Source organism: Bacillus cereus group sp. N8 (assembly GCF_016483685.1).
GTDB classification, from domain to species: domain Bacteria; phylum Bacillota; class Bacilli; order Bacillales; family Bacillaceae_G; genus Bacillus_A; species Bacillus_A proteolyticus.
This window is the reverse complement of record NZ_JAEHBK010000005.1, coordinates 41,595-66,434: the sequence shown is the minus strand read 5'-3', so window position 1 is coordinate 66,434 and position 24,840 is coordinate 41,595. Positions and strand designations below refer to the sequence as shown.

The following is a 24,840-nucleotide window of genomic DNA, read 5'->3' as shown; positions in this document are numbered from 1 at the left end:
GCTCCATTAATAAAAGCTAATGATTCAGTAAGGAATAATAAAAAGTCTCTCCCCTTATAGTTTCAATTTATTATACCATCTCTTTTCATTGACGACTGACCAATCAGTCAGTTATATTATGTATTAGACTGACCAGTTGGTCAATACAATAAAAAGGGAGCGCAAACATGAACAAAATCATCAATTTCTCATTAAAAAATAAGTTCGCGGTTTGGCTACTAACCATTATTGTTACCATTGCAGGGATTTATTCTGGGCTTAACATGAAGCTGGAAACAATTCCTGATATTACAACACCTGTTGTAACAGTAACTACGGTTTATCCTGGTGCTACACCAGAAGAAGTAGCTGACAAAGTTTCAAAACCGATGGAAGAGCAACTGCAAAATTTAAGCGGTGTAAACGTTGTTAGTTCATCATCTTTTCAAAACGCATCTTCTATTCAAGTAGAGTATGATTTTGATAAAAATATGGAAAAGGCCGAAACAGAAATTAAAGAAGCTCTCGCGAACGCGAAACTTCCTGAAGGCGTAAAAGAGCCGAGAGTTTCTCGAGTAAACTTTAATGCTTTTCCTGTTATTTCGTTAAGCGTAGCAAGTAACAATGAATCTTTAGCTACGTTAACAGAAAATGTAGAAAAAAATGTTGTTCCAGGATTAAAAGGACTTGATGGTGTTGCATCTGTTCAAATTTCAGGTCAACAAGTAGATGAAGTACAACTTGTCTTCAAGAAAGATAAGATGAAAGAATTAGGTTTAAGTGAAGATACTGTAAAAAATGTGATTAAAGGATCGGATGTATCTTTACCACTTGGCTTATATACATTTAAAGACACGGAAAAATCAGTTGTTGTAGATGGAAATATTACAACGATTAAAGCATTAAAAGAGCTAAAAATCCCAGCTGTACCTTCATCACCTAGCGCTCAAGGTAGTCAAAATGCTGGAGCTGGTGCACAAACGCCGCAAATGAATCCAGCCGCTATGAATGGAATTCCAACAGTTACATTAGACGAAATTGCTGACATTAAAGAAGTTGGGAAAGCAGAATCTATTTCTCGAACGAATGGAAAAGAAGCAATCGGAATTCAAATTGTGAAGGCTGCTGATGCGAATACAGTTGATGTTGTAAATGCAGTTAAAGATAAAGTAAAAGACCTTGAGAAAAAATATAAAGACTTAGAGATTATTTCAACATTCGACCAAGGCGCACCTATTGAGAAATCAGTTGAAACAATGCTGAGCAAAGCAATTTTCGGTGCTATCTTTGCGATTGTTATTATTATGTTGTTCCTACGAAACATTCGAACAACACTAATCTCTGTCGTTTCTATACCACTTTCTTTATTAATTGCTGTTTTAGTAATAAAACAAATGGATATTACACTTAACATTATGACACTTGGAGCAATGACAGTCGCTATCGGCCGTGTTGTCGATGACTCAATTGTTGTTATTGAAAATATTTACCGACGCATGTCGTTATCAGAAGAAAAATTACGCGGGAAAGATTTAATTCGTGAAGCTACGAAGGAAATGTTTATCCCGATTATGTCTTCTACCATTGTAACAATTGCTGTATTCTTACCACTTGGACTTGTAAAAGGTATGATTGGTGAAATGTTCTTACCATTTGCCTTAACTATCGTCTTCGCTTTATTAGCATCGTTACTAGTGGCCGTTACAATCGTACCAATGCTAGCTCACTCCTTATTCAAGAAAGAGAGCATGAGGGAAAAAGAAGTACATCACGAAGAAAAACCAAGTAAATTAGCAAATGGTTATAAACGTATACTTGAATGGGCTTTAAATCATAAAATCATTACATCAAGTATCGCTGTCCTTCTATTAGTTGGTAGCCTCGCACTTGTGCCAATTATCGGTGTAAGTTTCTTACCATCTGAAGAAGAAAAAATGATTATCGCAACGTACAATCCTGAGCCAGGTCAAACGTTAGAAGACGTTGAAAAAATTGCAACAAAAGCTGAGAAGCACTTCCAAGATAAAAAAGAAGTGAAAACAATTCAGTTCTCATTAGGCGGAGAAAACCCAATGAGCCCTGGCCAATCAAATCAAGCTATGTTCTTCGTTCAATATAATAACGACACGAAAAACTTCGAAAAAGAGAAAGAACAAGTCGTTAAAGATTTACAAAAGATGTCTGGCAAAGGCGAATGGAAAAACCAAGATTTCGGAGCAAGTGGCGGTAGTAACGAAATTAAACTATACGTTTACGGAGACAGCTCTGAAGACATTAAGCCTGTCGTAAAAGATATTCAAAATATCATGAAGAAAAATAAAGACTTAAAAGATGTAGACTCTAGTATTGCAAAAACATATGCAGAGTACACTTTAGTAGCAGATCAGGAAAAACTAAGTAAAATGGGTCTAACGGCTGCGCAAATTGGAATGGGACTTTCTAATCAACATGATCGCCCTGTTCTGACAACAATTAAAAAAGACGGTAAAGATGTCAATGTATATGTAGAAACTGACAAACAAAATTATGAAACAATCGATGACTTAACAAATCGTAAAATTACAACACCACTTGGTAATGAAGTGGCTGTGAAAGATGTAATGACTGTAAAAGAAGGTGAAACTTCTAATACAGTAAAACATCGTGATGGTCGCGTTTATGCAGAAGTTAGTGCGAAATTAACATCGGATGACGTTTCAAAAGCATCTGCTGCAGTTCAAAAAGAAGTAGATAAAATGGACCTTCCTTCTGGTGTGGACGTTTCTATGGGAGGCGTTACAAAAGATATTCAAGAATCATTCAAACAACTTGGCTTAGCGATGTTAGCTGCGATTGCCATTGTATACTTCGTTCTTGTCGTTACATTTGGCGGTGCCCTTGCACCATTTGCAATCTTATTCTCGCTACCATTCACAATCATTGGTGCACTCGTTGCCTTGCTAATCTCTGGTGAGACGTTAAGTGTATCTGCAATGATTGGTGCGCTTATGTTAATCGGTATCGTTGTAACGAACGCAATCGTGCTTATTGACCGCGTTATTCATAAAGAAAATGAAGGTTTATCCACACGCGAAGCATTACTAGAAGCCGGTGCAACACGCCTACGTCCTATTTTAATGACTGCCATTGCAACAATAGGGGCTCTTATCCCGCTTGCATTAGGATTTGAAGGCAGCGGCTTAATTTCTAAAGGACTAGGTGTAACCGTAATTGGTGGATTAACAAGTTCAACGTTATTAACACTTCTTATTGTTCCAATCGTTTATGAAGCACTAAGCAAATTTAAAAAGAAAAAAGTAAAATAAACTAAAAAAATAACCTCGCTAACTGCGAGGTTATTTTTTATTTCCAAACAAAATTAAAAAATCACCATATCCTTCTTTCTCTAACTCCCCTTTCGGGATAAATCGAAGGGCCGCTGAATTTATACAATAGCGAAGTCCATTTGGTCCTGGACCATCTGGGAATACATGCCCTAGATGTGAATCGCCTTCCTTACTTCTCACTTCCGTGCGCGTCATATTATGACTAACATCCATTTTTTCTTTCACGCTAGCTGCCATAACCGGTTTCGTAAAACTTGGCCATCCGCAGCCGCTATCAAATTTATCTAAAGAAGTAAATAACGGTTCCCCTGAAACGATTTCTACATAAAGACCTTCCTCTTTATGATTCCAGTATTCATTTTGAAAAGGCGGTTCAGTTCCATTTTCCTGTGTTACATAAAATTGCATCTCATTCAGTTTTCCCTTTAAATGAGCATTATCTTTTGGCCAATGTTGCTTAATAAACGCATCTCGCCCTGAGCCCTTACGGTATAACTCGTAGCGGAATTCATTTTTCTTATGATATCCTTGGTGATATTCCTCTGCCGGATAAAAAGTAGTAGCTGGCAATATTTTTGTCGCAATCGGCTTTGAAAAGCGCCCGCTCTTTGCAAGCTCTTCTTTTGAAGCCACCGCTTTTTTATGTTGTTCTTCATTGTGATAAAAAATCACTGTTTCGTAAGACTGTCCGCGGTCGTGGAATTGCCCACCTACATCAGTCGGATCAATTTGTCTCCAATATAGATTTAATAACTCTTCATACGGCATTTTATTTGCGTCAAATGTAATTTGTACTGCCTCATAATGTCCCGTCGTTTCTGAACATACTTCTTTATACGTTGGATTCTCTTTATGACCACCTGTATAGCCAGAAACAACCTTTATAATCCCTTCCATCTCTTCAAATGGCGAAACCATACACCAGAAGCACCCTCCAGCAAATGTAGCTAACTCTACCTTTTCATTTACAGCCATTATTTCACCCCTATTCTATCTTCTCCTTACAGTATGGCATAAGAAACATGATGTTATAAAAGAAAAAGCATCGAACATCGATGCTTTTTTAATCTGTCCCCTTTGTAAAGGACAGTACCCCCCAATGATTAAAGTTTCACTTTATTTACGAGGTTTTAAGGAATCTTGAAAATGGAAAGTGTTATTTATTAATAGCAAAATAAATATTTGTATATTTGCTTTAAATTCTAATTCTAGTAATATGAAATGGCAAATACATTTGTTGAAAATAAAATCATAGAGTGTATTAATTTACTTTAAAAGGAGAGTTTGTGAAATGAAAAAGTTACTAGTATTACCAGCAATCGCTTTATCTTTAATTGGAACAGGGACAGCTGCAGCATCAGTACCAGAAACGAACATGAATAAAACTCCTGAAGTAACAGAAATTCAGCTAGGAAATGGTGACGATTCAATCATCATGTATTCATCATCAATATTATTAGGGAGTCAAACCGTTTCCTTTGATCATGGCTCTGGGTCCGGTTATTTTTGGAATAAATCTGGCGATGATCTTAAATTTCGGATTCAAAACACGGGGCCAAGTACTTTACGCTATAAACTTATAAATTCAGCAGGCCATACGCTTTATCAAGAAAGTATAAGTCCAGGGGCGCAAAAAACTCTTTACTTTAGTACTAGTTGGTCAGATTGGGTATCAAGTGGCAAATATACCATCTCTGCATATACTGATGATGGAGGTGTTGGTTCATTTAAATTTGCAGCAAGAGCATTTCCAGAAGGATTTTAAGATCGCAAAATAAATTTATTAAATTATATATAGAGATATTTAATTATTAATTAATTAGTTAATAATAAATAAGTGTTTTATTTAATTAAACCCCAAATCGTGGATACTAAAAAAGTCCATGATTTGGGGTTTTGGTGCATTTTCACGCTCATTCCTCATTATAATGGAAACGATGATAAAAGTGAGATACAGGAAATGAGCAAAATTATTTTTAATGAAATACAAAGGAGAATTCTTTTGTTAAATTATCCACTTTATAGGGTACATTTCATTTCTTACTTCACTTTATTTTTTTCCAACGTCCTTCTCCATTTCATCACTTGTCACATCTAAGACATCTAATAAGAAAATGAAGATCGGAATACCGATAATAAGTCCCCACACACCTAAGAAATGCTCTGAGAAAATTAATACCATAAATGTGTAGAAGATTGGTAAGTTTGTTTTTTGCGACATAAATTTCGGGTTCAACACGTAGCTCTCAAGCGCATGAATTACTGTTACGATAACTAAAATATAAACGACATACATAATACCGCCGATGTTGTAAGCAATCATACAAAGTGGAAATAACGAAATGATAACACCTGCGACTGGAATTAAACCAAGCAAGAAAATCATTAACGCCAAACCTAGTAATTGCGGGAATCCTAATATCCATAATGCGATAACAGATAAAACACAGTTAACAATTGCAATTAAAAATTGTGCTTCGATTACTTTTCCGAATGAACGTGCAAATTTCTTTCCAAAATACTCTATTTCGTTATAGAAAATTGCAAGTCGACTTTCTTTAAATTTCGAAGTAAAAGCAACGATACGTGCTTTTTCAAGTAAGAAAAATAAGCTTAAAATTACAGAAAGTAAAACTTGAAGGCCAAATTTCCCAACATTCGTAATAGATTTATACAAAATGTCTACGCCTTGCCCCACATATTTAGAAAGCTCCATATGATTAACTGCATTAACTGCATACTTAATTAATTCACTATCAGGTGGATTTCTTAAAAATACATTAAATTGATAAATCAATTGTGAAATTTGTATTGTTAATACCGGTAAATATTTAAATAGCGTAATGGCAATTCCAGCCACTAACATTACATATAAAAGCGCTATAATAATTTTCCGATTAATTGGCATGAAATGATCTAATTTACGAGAAATAAACTTTTGGAATCGATCCATTAAATACGTCAGCATAAACGTAATTAAAATTAAATTTAACATACTTTGCATCCCATACAATATGAGAGCAAGTAATACTAATACGATTAACCTCTGAAATCCTTTGCTTTGAAACAGGTTTTTTATTTGCATAATCGACGAGTACTCTCTCCTGTCCTATAAAGTAAAACGTTAACAAGTAGATCTCTCTCTATTCTCTACTTATAATTATCCTTTAATATTAAAGCCATTGCGAGCAATTTATCTTCAATCCTAACCGCTCATTAATTGTGCTAATATATTATGTTACTTCTTATTTTACAATACAATGACCTATTTCAAAATGCATTATGCACAGTATTAATGAAGATTTAAGGAAAGTTTTACTCTCCTAAAAATAGGTCTTACCACCACTGTAACATAAAAAGCAAGCTATCAGTAGAAATCCGTCCTACAAATAGCTTGCTTTTATATTTTTTTAAGTAAGTTTTATCATCCAATAAATGGAATGAACATTGGAATAACCACCACTGTGACAACACCAACTACTGTCACAGCTATACTTGCCATAGCCGCTTCTACTTCACCCATTTCGATACCTACTGCAACCCCTAACGCATGTCCCGCTGTTCCAAGAGCCAAACCTTTAGCGATCGGATGTTTAACTCTAAATGTTTTTAAGAATAAAGCTCCTAATGCGTATACGATAACTGCATTAAAGATAACTGCAAATGATGTAATTGCTGGAATACCACCGATACTTTCAGATATTGGTAATGCAATTGCTGTTGTTGCTGCCTGCGGTAACATCGAGTTCATAACAGCTGTATCTAAACCAATTGCTTTTGCGACAATGAACACGACAACCACGGAACAAATAGATCCAACCACGATAGCCGATAAAATTTGCCACCAATATTTTTTTAACTTATCAACTTGTTTATATAATGGAATTGCAAAGGCGATGGTTGCTGGCTCTAAAAAGAAACTAATCATCTTCCCGCCAGTATTATATTCTTCAAAAGTAAAGTTACCTACCTTTAAAAATACAATCCCTAATACCATTGCTACGAATAGTGGTGTAAATAAGAAGAATCCTTTTGAGTGTTTGAATAAAAATGTTCCGATTCCGTATGCAATTAATGAAACGACGATTCCGAAATATGGAGTCATTGTGCTTGTCATGTTCATTACCTCCTAACCATGTATGGTCTAAAATAGTTACGCAACTTTTCCGTGTTTGCTTCCTTCGTTTACAACTTTCAACTCTTTTGTATCTTTTGTTTCTTTGTCATCTTTACCTAAAATTAATTGTGCAAATAAACCTGTTACAGCAAGTAAAATAAGTGTTGCAACAACGATTACGGTTAAGATTTGTACGAAATATTGGCTCATTACACCAAGAGAATTAATAACTGAAATACCTGATGGGACGAAAAGAAATCCGATAATCCCCGTTAAAGCCGTTCCGAGTGATTCAACTTGCTCCAATTTAATAACCTTTAGACATAATAGGCTAAATAAAACAACTAACCCGATTACCGATGAAGGCATCGGAATTGGTAAATGTGTTGCAATAATATTAGAAACTAACATAATAGCTGAAAATATGAATGCTTGTGATAAGAAACTATATACTTTTTTCGTACTCATTTTGGCCACCTCTTTCGATTTGGTACCTTTATTGTATAAGATACAAACAAAACTGTAAGCGTTTACACAACGGAACGTCAAATATACAAAATTAGTTACAAATATAGGCAGATGAAATACAAAAAGCTACTGCTTAAATACGAAGCAGCTTTTTGAGTTCTTTTGCATATGTACGGCTAACCGGGACTTTAGACCCCTCTTTCATAATTAAGTTATAAGTGGAATTAAACCACGGCTGTATCTCAGAAATATGATTAATATTAGTAATGAAACTACGGTGAACGCGCATAAAAATGGTTTGCGGTAATTTCTTTTCCAAAATCACAAGTGTATCATGTGTTACATATGTTTCTTTCATTGTTTTTACAGCTACTTTCCCATCTACAAGCCCTACATAAACAATATCTTCAATATTAATAAGTACAATTGATTCCTCAATTGGTAATGCTAATTTATGCATCTCGGTCGTTACATCTACACTCTTTACATCTTGCTTTGTTTCTAATTTTATTTGCTTTTGTTTTTTATATTTCTTTAATGTCTGTACGATTCGTTCTTCATCAAATGGCTTTAAAATGTAATCTAACGCATCTACCTCAAACGCTTGCAGCGCATATTGATCGTATGCAGTAGCAAACACAATTGAAGGTGGATTTTTCATTTTCTTTAATATATTTGCGATTTCAAATCCGTTATCATCAGATAATTGAATATCTAGAAAAACAATATCTGGTTTGTTTTTCATTAATTCTTCTAATGCATCCTCTACACAATCCGCCTCACCAATTATCTCTACTTCTTTCGTTTGCTCTAATAAATATTTCAATTCATCCCGTGCTAACATTTCATCATCAACTACTAATACTTTTAACACTCCGTTTTTCCTCCTCTACTTTTTTCGGAATTACAAAGAGGATCTCTGTCCCTTGCTCTAATTCACTTTCAATTTGAAGCATTGTCTCTTTCCCAAATAACCCGATAAGTCGTTCGTTAATATTATATAAAGCTGTTCCCGTCCCTTTCTTTGATGGAACTACCATTTTTCCTAATTGCTCTAGACGTTCACTCTCAATCCCTTGTCCATTATCCTTTACTTCAAAGTGAACCATCCCTTCTTTTTCAAACACATGTACCTCGACTTGGCACACTGGCTGCTTTTTCGGAAAAGCATGGCGTAATGCATTTTCAACTAATAGCTGAAGCACAAATGGTGGTACTAAGGTTACCTTTAGCGCTTCTTCAATGTACATCTTCACTTCATACTTATTCGGAAATCTCGCTTGCTCTAACGATAAATATGCATGTACATGATTCAACTCTTGTTCTAATGGAATAAGTAATTGGCGTGCCCCTTGCAAATTACAACGAAAATAAACGCTAAGCTGCAATAATAATTTTCTCGCTTTCTCTACATCTGTTCGGCATAGAGCTGATACCGTATTAATCGCATTAAATAAAAAATGCGGATTGATTTGTGCTTGCAGCGCTTTTATTTCGGCATCTTGCAATAACTTACTTTGTAACTCAGCTTCACCTAACTCAAGCTGTGTGGAGAAGATTTTCGCCAGCCCTTCCGCTAACTCTTCTTCAACACGACTTAATTGATTAGAGTTTTTAAAATAAAGTTTTAATGTTCCTATCGTATTTCCATGTGAAGTTAATGGAATAACAACTGCCGCTTGTAATGGACACCCTTCATGTTGACAATTAATCATCTCACGCGACTTCGCTTTCATTATTTCCCCTGTTTTTAATACGGATTTTGATAAACCTGTTATTAAACTGTGTGAAGGAATATGATGGTCTGATGCTAATCCAACGTGAGCTAAGATTTTCTCTGTATCTGTTAAGGATACCGCATCCGTTCCCGTAAAGCGGTGAATAATTTGTGCCACATGTTTACAAGACTCTTCTGTTAACCCTTGGCGAAAATACGGTAATGTCTTATCAGCAATTCGTAATACTTTATGTGTTTGCAGAGCTTTTGCATTCTCTTCCTGACGCAAAATGGCTTGTATCATAGAAAGTAAAATAAAACTCCCGAAACTATTCACAAGGATCATCGGTATCGCAATTGTTTTCACAATACTAATTCCATCCTCTACAATTAATAGAATCATAACCATTTCTAAAGAAACGATAAAGACACTTAAAATCGCTGAAAATTTAGGTGTAATTGTGCGATTATATTTTTTGAAAATGTATCCAATATAACCCGTTATAACTCCTGCCAAAATTGACGAGATGGCACAACTTAGCGCTGTCGTCCCACCAAGCATATAACGGTGAATACCAGCAATTGATCCTACTCCAATTCCAACGATAGGACCGCCAAGCAATCCACTAATTCCAACACCCATAATACGTGTATTCGCAATTGTACTTGATGAAGAAACACCTTGTAGCCAATTTTCATTCATAATCGTATTTCCCGCTATTTCAATCCCTGTGTAATTGCTTACAATTGTAAACACTGAAAAAATACAAATAAGCTTAATTTTATCTACATATCCGTCTTGCTTATGAAGAAGGCGCCTAAACGTTTTAATATGAGAAAGTAAAAATCCTAAAATAACAATAAGTCCGACACGTTCAATCATCATAAGTACTAAATTTAGCATCTTTGATTCATTCCTTTTTATATTAGTTAGTTTTATTATGGGAAAATAATGAAGCGGGAGTCAAGAAGAATGAAATGCTTTTTGAAATATTTTACACATAACAATTCCCACTTTATTTGACAATCTAACAGAAGAGTGCTAAAAATAAAGTAATATAATACAGTCCTTTAACCCAACCCCGTGAGGTTGAGAAGGAAGTCGGAATATACTATACGTATGGTCTTTTTTAGGGATACGTATGCTTTTTTGGCCTTCTCATCATATCAGGTGAGAAGGCCTTTTGTTATTCTTCCATAGCGACTGTAGAAGAAAATAAGGAGGAGTAATGATGAACGTCACTACTAATGTACAATCATCAACAGAGGAGACAAAAGAGAAAAGATATAAAACATTGTTTGGTTCTGCGCTAGGATATGCAGCAGAAGGTTTAGATATGTTGCTCTTATCTTTCGTACTCGTCTACATTTTAAAAGAATTTCATTTAAGCCCTGTTGAAGGTGGAAACTTAACATTAGCTACCACAATAGGAATGCTAATCGGGTCTTATTTATTTGGATTTATTGCTGATTTATTTGGGCGTATCCGTACGATGGCCTTCACAATCTTACTATTCTCACTAGCAACAGCACTCATTTATTTCGCAACAGATTATTGGCAATTATTAATTCTTCGCTTTTTAGTTGGAATGGGAGTTGGTGGTGAATTCGGGATTGGAATGGCCATCGTAACTGAAACATGGTCTAAAGAAATGCGCGCTAAGGCGACATCCGTTGTTGCACTTGGATGGCAATTTGGCGTACTAGTCGCTTCACTCCTTCCGGCATTTATCGTCCCGTATTTTGGATGGAGAGCTGTTTTCTTATTTGGACTCATTCCAGCTCTACTAGCTGTTTACGTCCGCAAAAGTTTAAGTGAACCGAAAATATGGGAACAAAAACAACGATACAAAAAAGAATTGTTACAAAAAGAAGCTGAAGGTAATTTAACAACTACTGAGGCAGAACAACTAAAGCAAATGAAAAAGTTCCCACTTCGAAAGTTATTTGCAAATAAAAAAGTAACGATAACAACAATTGGTCTTATTATTATGTCATTCATCCAGAACTTCGGATATTATGGAATCTTCACATGGATGCCAACTATTTTAGCGAATAAATATAACTACACATTAGCAAAAGCGAGCGGTTGGATGTTCATCTCTACGATCGGCATGCTAATTGGAATTGCGACTTTTGGTATTCTAGCCGATAAAATTGGTCGCCGTAAAACTTTTACAATCTATTATGTCGGTGGTACTATATACTGTCTCATTTACTTCTTCTTATTCACAGACTCAACATTATTGTTATGGGGAAGTGCATTGCTTGGATTCTTTGTCAATGGCATGATGGGAGGATTCGGAGCAGTTTTAGCTGAAAACTATCCTGCTGAAGCTCGCTCGACAGCAGAGAACTTTATTTTCGGAACAGGACGCGGTTTAGCTGGATTTGGGCCTGTTATTATCGGCTTACTTGCCGCAGGTGGCAATTTAATGGGAGCACTATCTCTCATCTTCAGTATCTACCCAATTGGTTTAGTTACGATGCTATTATGTGTCCCAGAGACGAAAGATAAAGTATTAGAATAGAATAGATTAAAACTATACGAAATGTTTGTTCGAGTACTATCCCCTTCAGGAAAAGTAGTTGGATAAATAGAAAAGAGGAAGCATCTCAAATAAAATGCTTCCTCTTTTTATATAAAATAAAACATACAATTTGTTTATTTTTTATTTTGATTTACTAGCTTTTTGGAACAAGAAGTAAGTTTTATCTTCTTCTTTTACAATACCTTGTTTTAATGCTAATTCCCCTGCAACTTTAGGCGCAAGCCACAGCATTGGGAATAACAGAATGGATACAGGAACAGCCGTCACTACAATGAAGGATTGTAAGGCGTTAATACTTCCCTCACCCATGTATAAAAGAATCGCTGCAACTGCGCCCATAATAAGCGACCAAAAAACTCGCAAACTAATTCTAGGATTTCCATCTCCAGTCACTGCCATTGAAATCGAATAGGCCATTGAATCTCCTGTTGTCACTACAAATAAAATTGTTAATAAAAGAAATGCCGGTCCAACAATATTAGAGAGTGGCAGTTGCTCTGTAATTGCAATCATAGCCGCTGGCATATCAGATTCACTTAATGCGGTCGAAATAGAACCAGGCTTCATTAACTCATAAAATACACCTGATCCTCCCAAAATCGTAAACCAAAACGTTGTAATAATAGGTGCAATAATTCCAATTGCAACGATGATTTCTCGGATTGTTCTGCCTCTTGAAATACGGCTCACTAAAATTGCCATCATCGGTCCATATCCAATAAACCATCCCCAGAAAAAGATTGTCCACGACCCTAACCAACCTGTATCACCACGATATGTGCTCATTGGAATAAATTCATTTATATAAAATCCAAACGAAGAAACAAATGAATCAATAATAAATCCACCTGGTCCAAACAGTAATACGAATACCATTAATAAAACTGCTAACCTAACATTTAAATTACTTATAATTTGAATCCCTTTATCAATTCCCGTTACCGCAGATATAGTAGAAACAGCTACTACACAAACAATAATCGCTAATTGAGTAGTAAACACATCAGGAATGCCAAACAATGCTTGTAACCCATAACTCGCTTGTAGTCCTAAAAATCCGATCGGGCCAATCGTCCCTGCAGCTACCGCAATAATGGCAAATACATCGATCATTGTTCCAAGCCAACTCTTTCGCAATTTCTCTCCAAAAATAGGATATAAAAGTGTTCGAGGTTTTAACGGCATACCTTTATGATAATGTCCGTACATCATAACTACCGCACTAATTGTACCTAAAATCGTCCAAGCAAGGAAACCCCAGTGCATGTAACTTTGTGCTAAAGCAGGCATTACCGCTTCTTTCGTTCCAGCAGTTATACCTTCATGTATTGGTGGCACCGTCATCAAATGGTACATCGGCTCGGCAGCTGCCCAAAAAACGCCACCTCCGGCAAGTAATGTAGACATAATAATAGCGAGCCATTTTGTCGTACTAATTTCAGGTTTTTCTAGCCCCCCAAGTTTAACTCTCCCATATTTCGAGAACGCCATACACATAGCAACAACAAATGTACCAATTAATAAAACCTGCCAAAAGGCACCAAAATATTTAATTGAAGCTGCAAAACTGCTATTAATGACTCCCTCTACGTAACTTTTATTTAAAATAACTGCAATTACAAATAATAAAAGTGAGCCACCACTAATAAGAAATACAGGCCAATCCGTTTTTCGACTCTTCATTCTCATTTACACTTCCTCCTTCCTCAGCAATCTAAAAAAACAACTTTATTATGTTTTATTGTTTACACCCAAAACACAATGATTATATAAGCATAATAATTCATCGATTTTCTACACACTTATGTTGTCCCTAAAAATATGCTAAATCCCTTATTTAAAAGAAAATTTCTATTCCTATTACATAAAAAAGCAAAACAAAAGACCTTATATTTCTATAAGGTCTTCGAAACAGAAATTTGATTATAACATAAGGAACTCCTTGGTTCAAAAAGCTCCTTCCAAAAATAACCAAGAGTAAAGACTTCCATTTGCTACGTAACAGTAATTAAAAAAATTATATTTTGCATAAAAAACTATACTAAATATCATTTATGAAAGAAATTCGGCTTCAAAATTTCATTCGGATACGGTTTATGATAAATATGAGTGGTAGCTGGCGACAGCGGTGGAATGAGCCACACCCAATTGCCTGTTACAACCCGTCCACATGCTGCTTCTTGCTTCTCAAATTGTTGAAATTGTTGTGCAGCTGTATGGTGATCCACAATACTAACTCCTTGTTTTTTGAAGGAATGCAATACAGCAATATTCAACTCAATTAATGCCTTGTCTTTCCATAACGTACCGTTTCTCGATGTATCTAACTCCATCATCTCCGCAACAGCCGGCAGTAAATTATAACGATCATGATCCGCTAAGTTACGTGCCCCAATCTCCGTCCCCATATACCATCCATTGAACGGAGCGGCTGTATAGGAAATACCGCCAATTTCTAAGCGCATATCTGAAATCATTGGAACCCCATACCATTTTGCTCCAAGGGATGAAATCGGGTATTCTGGGTGTTCAATTGGCACTTCTTTTACTTCTTCTCTCGGAATTTCTTTATATGTAGGCGCCTTCCCGTTTATAGAAAAAACAAGTGGCAATACATCGAAATTCGTACCTTCTCCTTGCCATCCAAGTTCCTGGCAAAAATCCGTAAACGCAGTAGAATAAGAGTCACCAATCACCCCTATTTCTGTTTTATATCCTGCATACCGAATCAATTGGTGATTATAAATTCGTATATTATTTTCTTCACCTTGATATTGCTTAAAAATTGTAATTGTCGGTTTAACTTTCCCATCGTTCGTTGCATATTTAATATGATGAATTAATGCATTATATACACCTTCCTCATCATTTACTTCACGTGCATCTAATATGTGCATCTTACTCCAAAATAGTCTTCCGATACATCGATTACTATTGCGCCATGCCATTCGCGATCCATGAACAAGTTCTTCAAATGTATGCTCATACGTGCCCGTCTTTTCTATCTCTATTAAAATTTCTTCCATACGCTCTTTTATTAATTGCTCTTTATTAAGTTCCTTATAGCAAATAGTAATAAAGTTACTTGCTTCCTCTATTAATTGTTTCGTTTTACTCATAAACAATCTCCTTCTATATCAACAAGACACTACTACTTTACAGTATAAGCAAAAAAGATAAGAGTCACAAACGAAAGTGGAAGTGTTACTTTTATCGTAATATTTGTCAGAAGATTTCTAGAATTATTGTTGACTTCCGAAAAAAACAAGTGTATTTTTGACTTAAAGAAATTTTTTTTACCTAAACCAACTTTTTGAGTAGAAAGTCGGTAATTGCATGTTTTTTCAATTACCCAATCTTTCATAAGGCTATGGTGAACTAGATCCATATATTGATGATGCCTGCCATTCATCATGCGTGTAAGGTAAATTTGGTAATGTAAAACTAGTATTGTTGAAATCCTCCTAAATCCCCCGGATTGCCACCGGGGGATTTATAATTACTTCAATCTGTTTATGTAATGCTGTAAAACATTTTTTATTTCTGCATTTAATTCTCGGAATGAAAATCCTAATTCACGAGCCTTTCCATTATGTAATGTACAATTAATCACTTCATTATAAGGCGCTACATTATCTCCTACCTCTTGAACGAGTGCTTTTATTCCCGTATTTTCTTCTATGAAATGAATGATTTCTCTAGTAGAAACTACTCCGTTACTACAAGCATTGATTGGCCCTTCTATACTTTCCACCCCGCACCAAGCTAAAAATTGGCCAGCTTCTTCTTCATGTATAAACGACAATTCTCCATCTAAATGATTCACCGCGACAGGCTCTCGCCCCGCAATATGTTCAACGTAAAGTTGTAACCTTTTCGTATAATCGTTTTCTCCAATAACAACTGGAAAACGCACTGCAACAACTGGGAATGTTGCTTGTTGAAATACAGTAGCTTCAGCTAATCGCTTGCCTTCACCATAATTAAAATCCTTCCTATCCCCATACGTAATGGCATACTCATACGGATTAAAGTTCTCTTCTAACAACCCTATTGCTGGCTCGTAAACAGCCATTGAAGATGTCATAACGTATTTCTTCGTTTTCCCTCGTAACACTTCACATATTACCTTTGCTGCATTCGAGCTATAGCATAAATTATCGTATACGATATCATAACTTTTATCTTCTAGACGCTCTACAAGTTGTTTTTTGTCTTCTCTATCGACAATCAGCCTTTTTACTGCACTTCCAAAAGTATCTTCTGTAATCCCTCTCGTCGCAATCGTTACATTGTGTCCATCTTGCAAAAGTGCTTCTACTAAATGTTTACCAAAAAACCTTGTTCCCCCTAGAACCAACACTTTTTTCACTTTCATCATCCCCTATTTTGTAAAATACTACCTTAATTATAAACCTACATATAAACAAAAAGCATGGAATCTTGATAATGATTCCATGCTTTCTTACATACGATACTTTAACGTACTCGATATTTAAAAATACAATAGCAGAAATATAAAATAGAAATTACGGATACATAAACCCATAGTTCATATACGAATCCCTCTCCCCATACTCCCATAAAATAAAAGAGTGAAGGCAACGTCAATGTTACCCATGATTGTACAAAGGCAATTCTGCCAAGATATTGATTGATATTCTTTTTTTGTGCATTTAACACAAAGAATAAATACCAAAGTAATGCCCACATAAACCATGTTAACGCATTAACAACATCGTGGAATTGAACAAATGAAACGACCATATAGAATAGGGCAATAATTGCTACCCAAATACAGAACCAGCCTAGTCCGCTACTATCCATTCCTTTAATAAAAGTAATGCCTACATATAAATAAGTTAAACCAAATAAAAAGGTAGCTGCATATGAATATACCGTCCAATTACTTTGATCAGAAATCATAATTAAATAAAACGGTATAATAATTTGTAATGCCCCTACAAATAAATTAAAGACACCAGCGCTTTTCATCTCTACTTTGCCCAATATAACAAGACTATTTAAAAATAAAGCTGCACCTGAAAGTAATAATCCTACGTAACCCATATATATTCGTGTGAAAGTCTTTCCCTTTCACACCTTTAACCTCCCCACAATATAAAGTGATCCTTTATTATTTTTCTTCTTATTTAAAACTACATACATAATTTTCAATCTAAATAAGTCAGACTTCCTACCTTAAAAAAGCCCAAATTTAAAACGCTTTCAATAATAAATAACCCTATCTAAACATTAAATAGGATTCCTTGATTATAAACGTACTCTGACCATGATACAAGTATTGGAATTCTTTTCAATATTACGTTTTTTATTTCTATAAAAAATTAATAGGATAATGCATTGTTCCTATCTCACTCTACTAATTTCTAACATAGAATATTATAGAATGGACCGGTCAGTAATACATTCATCTTTATAAGATAATCGTATTACTGACCTAAACTGTCATAGTCAATCTTGATAGTTTCTCATTCCTAATAATTGCTATTTATCATAAATATCATTCGGATTAATTGTGGGAATAAATCCATTTATAGAACTATATTTTTTAGATACGTTATTTGGAGTAACGGTAAATGTTACAATTTTATTACTTTGTTGTTTAAAATAGCGCATCCAATTTTGACTCCATTCATCTTTCGCAATAACTTGTTTATTGAAGTCTTCCCATTATTTTTATAATATGGATGTTTAGTTCACAATCTGGGAACGTAACACTTGAATACTCCATTTTGCAGCTGACTATAATTGGCGCTTATGCAAACGGGATGGTCCTCGTCATCACGTTACTCCTCTTATATTTTGAAGATCATAAAGGAGCATCTCGAACATCGGCTCTGTTCTTTTTTGCAAACCTGTTATTAAGTCTTCTTCTACTACCATTTGGATTCGATGGTTACGGTATTAGTTTTGTACTCGGATCTTCTGTTACATTCTTATATGCTATTTCTAGACTCTTTACTTATATTAAAGATATTGACTACTATACATTTTGTCAGTCAAACACCTCTATGAGACAACGAACTTTCTTTACTAAACTGGGCAATAAACTTAATAAACAGATAAAAAAATGACCTCTTGCTTATGCAAAGGTCATTTTTTTATCTGTTTATTAAACTTCTAGATAGCCATTTTTGTTATTTGATTGCCATCTCCAAGAATCTGCACACATTTCTTCTAATCCGCGTAGTGCTTCCCATCCTAATTCACGCTTCGCTTTTGATGCATCTGCAAAACATACTGCAACATCACCAGGACGACGTTCCGTAATTTTATAAGGAACTTCCTTGCCTGAAACTTTTTCAAATGCTTCAACCATTTCTAATACACTATAGCCCGTACCTGTACCAAGATTGTATGCATCTATCCCAGTAGTGCCAAGTACCTTTTCAAGCGCCTTCACATGGCCATTTGCTAAGTCTACAACATGAATATAATCACGGATACCCGTGCCATCCTTTGTTGGATAGTCATTTCCAAATACACTTAATTCCTTTAACTTCCCTACCGCTACTTGTGTTACATATGGCATTAAGTTATTTGGAATTCCATTTGGATCTTCTCCAATACGCCCACTTTCATGCGCTCCAAATGGATTGAAGTAACGAAGTAATGCAATACTCCATTCTGCATCTGCAAATGCTACATCACGCATAATTTGCTCAATCATTAATTTTGTTTGACCATATGGATTTGTTGCACTTAATGGAAACTCCTCCGTAATTGGTGATGTTTCTGGGATACCATACACTGTTGCAGACGAACTGAAGATCATTTTCTTCACATCATGCTTCTGCATCACTTCACATAGCACTAATGTGCTTGTAATGTTGTTATGATAATACGTTAACGGAATTGCTACTGATTCTCCTACGGCCTTAAAGCCCGCAAAGTGAATAACAGCTTCAATTGTATTTTCTTCAAAAATCGTATCCAGTGCTTCGCGATTTAAAATATCTTCTTTATAAAACTTAAACTGTTTTCCTGTTATCTCTTTCACTCGATTTATAGACTCTACTGAGCTATTCGAAAGATTATCTACTACTATAATTTCGTAACCGTTATTTAGTAATTCTACGCATGTATGACTACCAATATATCCTGCTCCACCTGTTACAAGTATTGCCATAATTATAGTCCTCCATATTTCATTCATTATAAACTTCTCAAAGTATATCACATATTTCTTATCCTATGTTTATTATGCGAACACAGAAACTTACATTTTATCCCATAATTATTTTATACAATACATGATTCCAATCAGGTAATAAAAAAACGCCACATAACAGACATCGCGTGGCGTTTTTTGATCAAATTACGTAACAATATACACTTAGAAAATGCGCAAGACTACCTAACAATACAAAAACATGAAAGATTTCATGGTGTCCCATATATTTAAACTCCAACCATTTTGGCTTCGCACCATAAATAAACCCACCAATCGTATAAAAAATACCTCCAAGTACTAAGAAAATAATACCTCCTGTACTTAAATTATCAGCTAGCGGTGCAAAGAATAGAACAATTAACCAACCCATCAGAAGATAAATTGCTGTCGATAACCATCTTGGACAATTAAACCAAAACATTTTAAAAACAATACCACAAATCGCAGTTCCATAAACTAAACAAAATAATAGCAAACCATTTGCCGAATTTAATGTAATTAAGCAAAAAGGTGCATATGTACCTGCAATTAATATAAAAATCATAGAATGATCTAGCTTCCTAAAGAAATAAATAACACGTTCACTCGCTACAACACTATGATACACAGCTGATGCCATATAAAGGACCATCATCCCGATACCAAATAAAATAACAGCTGTAATTGCAGCAAAAGATGGCATCTTAACAGAAACTTTCACAAGCATAGCTAATAATGCAATAAATGATAATACAGCTCCTCCTAAGTGAGTAAATGCATTAATCGGTTCTCTTACATAAGCATTCATATAAACACCCCTCATATAATTACATGTAGTTTTTATAACTACATGTAATTATATACACATTATCTATACAGGTCAACATTTACATTTCATTCGTTTCGTAATACCATATTTAAAGATATACTAAACATTAAGTTCCACTAAGTTATAAAAGTGAGGGATTCTACGTGGAAAATATAAATAAATTACTTGAATCATTACATTTGGAAAAAAACATTAAACTTGAAGATATCCCAAATGTCGACTTATATGTAGATCAAGTCGTTCAACTATTTGAGAATACTTATGCGGATACAACAAGAACTGACGATGAAAAAGTATTAACAAAAACAATGATTAACAATTACGCAAAAGGGAAATTATTCATCCCTATCAAAAATAAAAAGTATTCAAAAGAGCATATGATTTTAATCAGCTTAATTTATCAATTAAAAGGAGCCCTTTCCATTAATGATATAAAAAGCTCCTTAGAAAACATAAATGCACCTTTAATAAACGATGATACATTCGAATTAAACACTCTATATAAAGATTATCTTTCTCTTACTGAAACCAATGTAGAAAGCTTTAAACAAGACGTAAACAAACGCGTTACGGATGTAAACGAGGTTTCTTCCTTAGAAGATCCAACGCTAGAAAAGTTTTTATTACTAACATCCTTCGTGGCGATGAGTAATATGTATAGACGTTTAGCAGAAAAATTAGTTGATGATTTAAAAGAATCTTAAATAAAAAAGCTATCCATCTGTTACATTGGATAGCTTTTTTGTTTACTTAATTGCTTCATGGACTTTTAATTGTTTCCCTTTAATCGTTGTATTTTTCATGATTTTTAAAACAAGCGGTCCTTTTCCATTTAATATTTCAACGTAAGAAACATTATCTTGGATTGTAATAATGCCTATATCTTCTGCTGTAACACCTTTAATTTTAGCAATTGTACCGACGAAATCTACCGCCCTAATTTTCTTTTTCTTCCCGCCATTAAAGTACAATTTCATAATTCCTTTGTTTAGGTCTGCATTTTTATCTTTCTTTATAATTGGTTTAGCATGTATCTTTTCCTCAAATGCTGCTTTCCCTTTTATAACCTCTTCTTTTGAAGGTGAAAGTGCCTTTGGAATTTCAAATCCGATGTATTCCTCAATCTCTTCTAAAAATCTATTTTCATACGGCGTTATGAATGTAATAGCTTTTCCATTATTACCAGCTCGTCCCGTTCTTCCTGTACGATGTACATAACTTTCCTTTTCTAATGGAATATCATAGTTAATAACATGTGTAATATTATCAATATCAATCCCTCTAGCTGCTACGTCTGTCGCTACTAAATAACGGAACTTTCCTTTTCTGAAATCGTCCATAACTTCAAAACGATCTTCTTGTACCATACCGCCATGTATTTTGTCACAAGGATAGTTAACGCGCTTTAACTGTCTAAATACGTGATCTACATTTTCCTGTGTACGGCAAAAAACAATACAACTATCTGGATTCTCAATCGTTGTTACATCCTTAAGAAGTGAAAGCTTCTCCTCTTCTATCGTCTCAAAAAGTGTATGTTCAATTTTGTCTGTTGTAATCCCAGCAGCCTTAATTTCAATATGCGCTGGCGAATCCATATACTTACGAGATAATTTTTCAACATCTTCTGGAAGTGTTGCCGAAAATAGCATAGTCATTCGTTTTGTAGGTAGTTCGTCAATAATTGCCTCTACTTGATCAATAAAGCCCATATTCAACATTTCATCTGCTTCATCAATAACTAAATACTTCAAACACTCTAAAGAAAGGGTACCTTTTTCAATATGATCTAACACACGGCCAGGAGTCCCAACTACAATATGTGTTTTTTGCTTTAACTCTAATTTTTGACGCGCAAATGGAGATTTACCATAAACTGCAGCAGCCTTAATCCTTTTGAAGCGGCCTATATTCGTAATATCTTCTTTTACTTGCACCGCAAGCTCTCTCGTCGGTGTTAAAACTAAAGCTTGGGGCTTATTCTCTTCCCACTCCACCATTTCACAAAGTGGTATGCCAAATGAAGCGGTTTTTCCACTTCCAGTCTGCGATTTCACGACAAGGTCTTTCTTTTGCAAGGCAACTGGAATAACCTCTCCTTGCACTTCCGTTGGATGTTCATATCCTAAACCAGTAAGTGCTCTTACAATTTCTTTACTTAATGCATAATCAGAAAAACTTTTTTTACTCATATATTAACCTCTTTTTATTCTATATTATTTTCTTTTTTCGCTTTTCCTATCAATGAATCATCATATACGTTATTATCACCTTTTTCATTATACTTGAAAGCTCACATAAAAAGGCGAATCATTCGTAATCCACCTTTTTATATAGAAATTTTCTATTTCGAAAAATTATTCCATTATAAAAATAAACCTCTATCACTTCATATACTGTTCAACTAACTGATAGCACCTTTCCTTCGTACTATTTACATTCGATGAAATACTTGCTAAACCTGACAATGTTCCCTGCCCGGATTCATTCCAAGCTTCCTCCGCCTTTTGATCTCGATACGTAATCCATTCACGCTGTTTCTCTCTCAAAGTGTTCATTTCATTTGTAGGAAGTTGCATTTTCAAAACACCATAAATCTCATTTAATGCTTTATCCCATGCCTCGTATCTTTTGCTCTCACCCTCTTTCATTTCAGTTGTAATTCCCTTCTCATATAAGTAATCGAGTTTCTTCAAACTCTCCTCAATACTATTTAATTTAGTAATATACTCTACCTTCTGACCGGTAATAGCACTTTCTTTCTTAAGCTCTTCTACTTTCGGCTTCTCTTCATTTTTATTTTCTTCTTTTACTTTTTCTTCCTTAAGATTCTCATCTTTTCTTTTATCTACATCTATTGCCCTCGGCACAATCTGTGTAATTTGTTCATTCGCATTTTGATAATATACTTTAAACTGTTCTTTCCCTTTCGTTTCCCTAATAATTACGTTCAGTTGCTCTTTTACATCCACAAACTTCTGTTGGTTTTTCAACTCTTCTACTTTAGCAAGCATTTGCTTATATTTTTCTTCCTCATCTTTTTGATTAGATAAAGCTTCTCGTTTTTCTTTTGCTTGTTTGGCTAATATAACTGAACTAGCAGAATCATTTTCAATTTCTCTTAATAACGAAATTGCCAGGTCTATATTACTTTCCTGCAATACTTCAATCATTTTATTCGTTTGATTCATCTTCAGCCTTACTTCTCGGTCATCCTTATTTTCTTTTAATGCTAATTCAAAAGATGCGACTGCTCTATCGTATTCTTTATTTTCCAATGCTAAATCTCCTTGTTTCTTCGCCTTATCAAATGCATCATTATTGCTGCATCCAGCAACAATCAACAAAGTTATTCCTATTGTTAGTATTAACTTTTTCATAGTATTTCCCCAGCCCCCTCATCCAAAATAAGAAGCACACATATAATTTTATGCAATTATCGAAACTTTCCTTACTTTTTTTATAAACGAACGTTATACATATAAAAACCATTTAAATTCGTTTTTAACGTTATTTTTAAAAGATATTAGCTTTTTTCAAAAAAAATGTTAAGAAAATCTTTGACTTCTTAATAAAAATGATATAAATTATCCTATGGACGAACATTTTTAATCAATAAAAATAAAATATTCGTATTTTAGGGGTGTAAATGATGGAAAACGTATTTGACTATGAAGATATTCAATTAATTCCTGCAAAGTGTATTGTGAACAGCCGATCTGAATGTGATACAACTGTCACTTTAGGAAAACATAAATTTAAATTACCTGTCGTACCTGCAAATATGCAAACGATTATAGATGAAAGAATCGCAACTTATTTAGCTGAAAATAATTACTTCTATATCATGCATCGTTTCCAACCAGAGAAACGAATCTCATTCATTAGAGATATGCAATCACGTGGATTAATTGCTTCAATCAGCGTTGGTGTTAAAGAAGACGAGTATGAATTCGTACAACAATTAGCTGCTGAGCAACTTTCACCTGAATACATTACAATCGATATCGCACATGGTCACTCTAATGCCGTGATCAACATGATTCAACATATTAAAAAACATTTACCAGAAAGCTTCGTTATCGCTGGAAACGTTGGAACTCCAGAAGCGGTAAGAGAATTAGAAAACGCTGGTGCTGATGCAACAAAAGTTGGTATTGGACCTGGTAAAGTTTGTATTACTAAAATTAAAACAGGCTTTGGAACTGGTGGTTGGCAGTTAGCTGCACTTCGCTGGTGTGCAAAAGCTGCAAGTAAGCCAATTATCGCTGATGGCGGTATTCGTACGCATGGTGATGTAGCTAAATCAATTCGATTTGGAGCAACTATGGTTATGGTCGGTTCTCTATTCGCTGGTCATGAAGAGTCTCCAGGGGAAACAATCGAAAAAGATGGCAAACTTTATAAAGAGTACTTCGGTTCAGCCTCTGAATTCCAAAAAGGCGAGAAGAAAAACGTTGAAGGTAAGAAAATGTTCGTTGAGCATAAAGGTTCTTTAGAAGACACTTTAATCGAAATGGAACAAGATCTTCAATCTTCTATCTCTTACGCTGGTGGAACAAAGTTAGACTCAATTCGTACTGTAGATTATGTAGTCGTGAAAAACTCTATTTTCAACGGTGATAAAGTATATTAATTTTTAAATCTAACTAGAAGGACAAGCATCTTTATGCTT

19 protein-coding genes and 3 pseudogenes are annotated in these 24,840 nt (G+C 34.8%); 6 read left to right on the top strand and 16 right to left on the bottom strand.

All coding sequences use genetic code 11. The features are described from left to right. Positions 1-167: 167 nt before the first annotated feature. Entirely contained in the window at positions 168-3,284 is a 3,117-nt protein-coding gene (locus JDS80_RS10325; RefSeq protein WP_199638336.1) for an efflux RND transporter permease subunit, read from the top strand. A 30-nt stretch (positions 3,285-3,314) separates the two neighbouring features. On the opposite strand, the gene msrB is transcribed toward JDS80_RS10325, so the two are convergent. Beyond that, positions 3,315-3,767 carry a peptide-methionine (R)-S-oxide reductase MsrB gene (gene msrB, locus JDS80_RS31425; RefSeq protein WP_346011362.1) on the bottom strand — a complete coding sequence of 151 codons (453 nt, stop codon included), beginning with the start codon at positions 3,765-3,767 and terminating at the stop codon, positions 3,315-3,317. A gap of 45 nt (positions 3,768-3,812) precedes the next feature. Next, positions 3,813-4,280: pseudogene (gene msrA, locus JDS80_RS31420) on the bottom strand (peptide-methionine (S)-S-oxide reductase MsrA); the annotation flags it as partial. Between the two features lie 316 nt (positions 4,281-4,596). Between msrA and JDS80_RS10315 the strand changes: the two are divergent. Beyond that, positions 4,597-5,070 carry a hypothetical protein gene (locus JDS80_RS10315; protein WP_199638332.1) on the top strand — a complete coding sequence of 158 codons (474 nt, stop codon included), beginning with the start codon at positions 4,597-4,599 and terminating at the stop codon, positions 5,068-5,070. Positions 5,071-5,355: 285 nt separating this feature from the next. Here JDS80_RS10315 and JDS80_RS10310 read toward each other — a convergent pair whose 3' ends face one another. The 5 genes from JDS80_RS10310 to lytS form a co-directional block, all read right to left on the bottom strand. Continuing rightward, positions 5,356-6,390: an AI-2E family transporter gene (locus tag JDS80_RS10310; RefSeq protein WP_199638330.1), complete on the bottom strand. Its 1,035-nt coding sequence runs from the start codon at positions 6,388-6,390 to the stop codon at positions 5,356-5,358. 339 nt (positions 6,391-6,729) lie between these two features. Further along, positions 6,730-7,422, bottom strand: a complete 693-nt coding sequence (lrgB, locus tag JDS80_RS10305) for an antiholin-like protein LrgB (RefSeq protein ID WP_071151678.1) — start codon at positions 7,420-7,422, stop codon at positions 6,730-6,732. A 36-nt stretch (positions 7,423-7,458) separates the two neighbouring features. Then, entirely contained in the window at positions 7,459-7,890 is a 432-nt protein-coding gene (gene lrgA / locus JDS80_RS10300) for an antiholin-like murein hydrolase modulator LrgA (protein WP_199638328.1), read from the bottom strand. Between the two features lie 133 nt (positions 7,891-8,023). Further along, a complete protein-coding gene (locus JDS80_RS10295) occupies positions 8,024-8,764 on the bottom strand; it encodes a LytR/AlgR family response regulator transcription factor (protein ID WP_071770510.1) in 741 nt (246 codons plus the stop codon). Continuing rightward, a complete protein-coding gene (gene lytS / locus JDS80_RS10290) occupies positions 8,742-10,511 on the bottom strand; it encodes a two-component system sensor histidine kinase LytS (protein WP_199638326.1) in 1,770 nt (589 codons plus the stop codon). The genes JDS80_RS10295 and lytS overlap by 23 nt, the downstream gene beginning before the upstream one ends. Positions 10,512-10,839: 328 nt before the next feature. Between lytS and JDS80_RS10285 the strand changes: the two genes are divergently transcribed. Continuing rightward, positions 10,840-12,138 carry an MFS transporter gene (locus tag JDS80_RS10285; protein ID WP_199638324.1) on the top strand — a complete coding sequence of 433 codons (1,299 nt, stop codon included), beginning with the start codon at positions 10,840-10,842 and terminating at the stop codon, positions 12,136-12,138. Positions 12,139-12,279: 141 nt separating this feature from the next. Here JDS80_RS10285 and JDS80_RS10280 read toward each other — a convergent pair whose 3' ends face one another. From JDS80_RS10280 to JDS80_RS10260, 5 genes and pseudogenes are all read right to left on the bottom strand, one after another. Further along, the gene (locus tag JDS80_RS10280; protein ID WP_199638322.1) at positions 12,280-13,848 is read right to left on the bottom strand and encodes a BCCT family transporter; all 1,569 of its coding nucleotides are present in this window, start codon (positions 13,846-13,848) and stop codon (positions 12,280-12,282) included. Positions 13,849-14,207: 359 nt separating this feature from the next. Continuing rightward, entirely contained in the window at positions 14,208-15,278 is a 1,071-nt protein-coding gene (locus tag JDS80_RS10275) for a nitric oxide synthase oxygenase (protein ID WP_199638320.1), read from the bottom strand. 380 nt (positions 15,279-15,658) lie between these two features. Continuing rightward, positions 15,659-16,540: an NAD-dependent epimerase/dehydratase family protein gene (locus tag JDS80_RS10270; protein WP_199638318.1), complete on the bottom strand. Its 882-nt coding sequence runs from the start codon at positions 16,538-16,540 to the stop codon at positions 15,659-15,661. A 98-nt stretch (positions 16,541-16,638) separates the two neighbouring features. Then, positions 16,639-17,229 (bottom strand): AmiS/UreI family transporter, encoded by a 591-nt coding sequence (locus tag JDS80_RS10265; RefSeq protein WP_071743979.1) that lies wholly within the window; start codon positions 17,227-17,229, stop codon positions 16,639-16,641. 438 nt (positions 17,230-17,667) lie between these two features. Beyond that, positions 17,668-17,853: pseudogene (locus tag JDS80_RS10260) on the bottom strand (endo alpha-1,4 polygalactosaminidase); the annotation flags it as partial. On the opposite strand from JDS80_RS10260, the pseudogene pelG reads away from it, so the two are divergent. After that, a pseudogene (gene pelG / locus JDS80_RS10255) lies at positions 17,844-18,257 on the top strand (exopolysaccharide Pel transporter PelG); the annotation flags it as partial. The pseudogenes JDS80_RS10260 and pelG overlap by 10 nt on opposite strands. Positions 18,258-18,295: 38 nt before the next feature. Here the strand turns inward: pelG and galE are convergent. Next, the gene (gene galE / locus JDS80_RS10250; protein WP_199638316.1) at positions 18,296-19,312 is read right to left on the bottom strand and encodes a UDP-glucose 4-epimerase GalE; all 1,017 of its coding nucleotides are present in this window, start codon (positions 19,310-19,312) and stop codon (positions 18,296-18,298) included. A 184-nt stretch (positions 19,313-19,496) separates the two neighbouring features. Next, positions 19,497-20,144, bottom strand: a complete 648-nt coding sequence (gene trhA, locus JDS80_RS10245) for a PAQR family membrane homeostasis protein TrhA (RefSeq protein WP_199638314.1) — start codon at positions 20,142-20,144, stop codon at positions 19,497-19,499. 164 nt (positions 20,145-20,308) lie between these two features. Here trhA and JDS80_RS10240 point away from each other — a divergent pair, with 164 nt between their 5' ends. Further along, positions 20,309-20,869: a DUF1836 domain-containing protein gene (locus tag JDS80_RS10240; protein WP_071770499.1), complete on the top strand. Its 561-nt coding sequence runs from the start codon at positions 20,309-20,311 to the stop codon at positions 20,867-20,869. Between the two features lie 42 nt (positions 20,870-20,911). Here JDS80_RS10240 and JDS80_RS10235 read toward each other — a convergent pair whose 3' ends face one another. Continuing rightward, positions 20,912-22,357, bottom strand: a complete 1,446-nt coding sequence (locus tag JDS80_RS10235; RefSeq protein WP_199638312.1) for a DEAD/DEAH box helicase — start codon at positions 22,355-22,357, stop codon at positions 20,912-20,914. 192 nt (positions 22,358-22,549) lie between these two features. Further along, positions 22,550-23,545, bottom strand: a complete 996-nt coding sequence (locus JDS80_RS10230; RefSeq protein WP_199638310.1) for a lysozyme inhibitor LprI family protein — start codon at positions 23,543-23,545, stop codon at positions 22,550-22,552. A 272-nt stretch (positions 23,546-23,817) separates the two neighbouring features. Here JDS80_RS10230 and guaC point away from each other — a divergent pair, with 272 nt between their 5' ends. Beyond that, entirely contained in the window at positions 23,818-24,801 is a 984-nt protein-coding gene (gene guaC / locus JDS80_RS10225) for a GMP reductase (RefSeq protein ID WP_000432440.1), read from the top strand. Positions 24,802-24,840: the final 39 nt, after the last annotated feature.

Coding starts and splice junctions, on each gene's coding strand:
- galE (WP_199638316.1), bottom strand. CDS start 19,312: ATGGCAATACTTGTAACAGGTGGAGCAGGATATATTGGTAGTCATACA.
- JDS80_RS10235 (WP_199638312.1), bottom strand. CDS start 22,357: ATGAGTAAAAAAAGTTTTTCTGATTATGCATTAAGTAAAGAAATTGTA.
- lrgA (WP_199638328.1), bottom strand. CDS start 7,890: ATGAGTACGAAAAAAGTATATAGTTTCTTATCACAAGCATTCATATTT.
- lrgB (WP_071151678.1), bottom strand. CDS start 7,422: ATGACAAGCACAATGACTCCATATTTCGGAATCGTCGTTTCATTAATT.
- lytS (WP_199638326.1), bottom strand. CDS start 10,511: ATGCTAAATTTAGTACTTATGATGATTGAACGTGTCGGACTTATTGTT.
- JDS80_RS10230 (WP_199638310.1), bottom strand. CDS start 23,545: ATGAAAAAGTTAATACTAACAATAGGAATAACTTTGTTGATTGTTGCT.
- JDS80_RS10280 (WP_199638322.1), bottom strand. CDS start 13,848: ATGAGAATGAAGAGTCGAAAAACGGATTGGCCTGTATTTCTTATTAGT.
- JDS80_RS10275 (WP_199638320.1), bottom strand. CDS start 15,278: ATGAGTAAAACGAAACAATTAATAGAGGAAGCAAGTAACTTTATTACT.
- JDS80_RS10270 (WP_199638318.1), bottom strand. CDS start 16,540: ATGATGAAAGTGAAAAAAGTGTTGGTTCTAGGGGGAACAAGGTTTTTT.
- guaC (WP_000432440.1), top strand. CDS start 23,818: ATGGAAAACGTATTTGACTATGAAGATATTCAATTAATTCCTGCAAAG.
- JDS80_RS10315 (WP_199638332.1), top strand. CDS start 4,597: ATGAAAAAGTTACTAGTATTACCAGCAATCGCTTTATCTTTAATTGGA.
- trhA (WP_199638314.1), bottom strand. CDS start 20,144: ATGAATGCTTATGTAAGAGAACCGATTAATGCATTTACTCACTTAGGA.
- JDS80_RS10325 (WP_199638336.1), top strand. CDS start 168: ATGAACAAAATCATCAATTTCTCATTAAAAAATAAGTTCGCGGTTTGG.
- JDS80_RS10265 (WP_071743979.1), bottom strand. CDS start 17,229: ATGGGTTACGTAGGATTATTACTTTCAGGTGCAGCTTTATTTTTAAAT.
- JDS80_RS10310 (WP_199638330.1), bottom strand. CDS start 6,390: ATGCAAATAAAAAACCTGTTTCAAAGCAAAGGATTTCAGAGGTTAATC.
- JDS80_RS10285 (WP_199638324.1), top strand. CDS start 10,840: ATGAACGTCACTACTAATGTACAATCATCAACAGAGGAGACAAAAGAG.